The organism is Streptococcus sp. A22, from assembly GCF_043674215.1.
Lineage (GTDB): Bacteria > Bacillota > Bacilli > Lactobacillales > Streptococcaceae > Streptococcus > Streptococcus suis_V.
Genome location: NZ_JBIMJQ010000065.1, coordinates 1 through 1,730 on the forward strand (window position 1 = coordinate 1; position 1,730 = coordinate 1,730).

At 38.8% G+C, this 1,730-nt stretch carries 1 protein-coding gene; it reads left to right on the forward strand.

Annotated features, from left to right (window positions below; all coding sequences use genetic code 11):
• Window positions 1–168: 168 nt before the first annotated feature.
• On the forward strand, window positions 169–1,730 hold a 1,562-nt coding region (locus tag ACHBHN_RS11290; protein WP_394734159.1), incomplete at its 3' end, for a DUF445 family protein.

Consider the following 1,730-nt stretch of genomic DNA (forward strand, 5'->3'; position numbering starts at 1 on the left):
GTATCAGAATCAATTTCTGAATCAGTATCAGAGTCAGTATCAGAATCAATTTCTGAATCAGTATCAGAGTCAATCTCAGAGTCCGTTTCTGAATCAATCTCAGAATCTGTATCTGAGTCAATCTCTGAGTCCGTTTCTGAATCAATCTCTGAGTCAGTATCTGAATCAATTTCTGAGTCAGTATCAGAGTCAGTATCTGAATCAGTTTCAGAGTCAATCTCTGAGTCCGTTTCTGAATCAGTATCAGAGTCAGTCAGCGAATCTGTGTCTGAGTCAATTTCAGAGTCAGTTTCAGAATCAATCTCTGAGTCAGTTTCTGAGTCAGTATCAGAATCAATTTCTGAATCAGTTTCAGAATCAATTTCTGAATCAGTTTCTGAATCAATTTCTGAATCCGTTTCAGAGTCAGTTTCTGAATCAGTTTCAGAATCTATCTCAGAATCAATTTCTGAATCAGTAAGCGAGTCAGTATCTGAATCAGTATCAGAGTCAATCTCTGAGTCAGTATCAGAATCAATTTCTGAATCAGTATCAGAGTCAATCTCTGAGTCCGTTTCAGAATCAATTTCTGAGTCAGTATCAGAATCTGTATCTGAATCAGTAAGCGAGTCAGTTTCAGAATCAGTTTCTGAGTCAGTATCAGAGTCAATCTCTGAGTCCGTTTCAGAGTCAGTTTCTGAATCAGTATCAGAGTCAGTCTCTGAATCAATTTCTGAATCAGTATCAGAGTCAGTTTCAGAATCAATTTCTGAATCAGTATCTGAATCAATCAGCGAATCAGTATCAGAGTCAGTTTCAGAATCAATCTCAGAATCAGTATCTGAGTCAATCTCTGAGTCCGTTTCTGAGTCAATCTCAGAATCAATTTCTGAATCAGTATCAGAATCCATTTCAGAGTCAGTATCAGAATCAGTATCTGAATCAGTATCAGAATCAGTATCTGAGTCAGTATCAGAGTCAGTATCAGAATCAATCTCTGAGTCCGTTTCTGAATCAGTATCCGAGTCAGTCAGCGAATCTGTGTCTGAGTCAATTTCAGAGTCAGTTTCAGAATCAATCTCAGAATCAGTAAGCGAGTCAGTGTCTGAATCAGTATCTGAGTCAATCTCTGAATCAGTTTCAGAGTCAGTATCCGAGTCCGTTTCTGAATCAATCTCAGAATCAGTATCTGAGTCAGTATCTGAATCCGTTTCTGAGTCAATCTCTGAGTCAGTATCAGAATCAGTATCTGAATCCGTTTCTGAGTCAATCTCTGAGTCAGTATCAGAATCAATTTCTGAATCAGTAAGCGAGTCAGTATCAGAGTCAATCTCAGAGTCAGTATCAGAGTCAATCTCTGAATCAATCAGCGAATCCGTCTCTGAGTCAATCTCCGAGTCTGTATCAGAATCAATCTCTGAGTCCGTTTCAGAGTCAGTTTCTGAATCAGTATCAGAGTCAGTCTCTGAATCCGTATCAGAATCAATCTCAGAATCAGTGTCTGAATCCATTTCAGAATCCATTTCTGAATCAATCTCTGAGTCAGTCTCTGAATCCGTTTCAGAGTCCGTTTCAGAATCCATTTCTGAATCCGTATCAGAGTCAATCTCTGAGTCAGTTTCTGAATCCGTTTCAGAATCTATCTCAGAATCCGTATCAGAGTCAATCTCAGAGTCAGTATCAGAATCCATTTCTGAGTCAGTATCAGAATCTGTATCTGAATCCGTCTCTGAGTCAATCTCTGAGTCAGT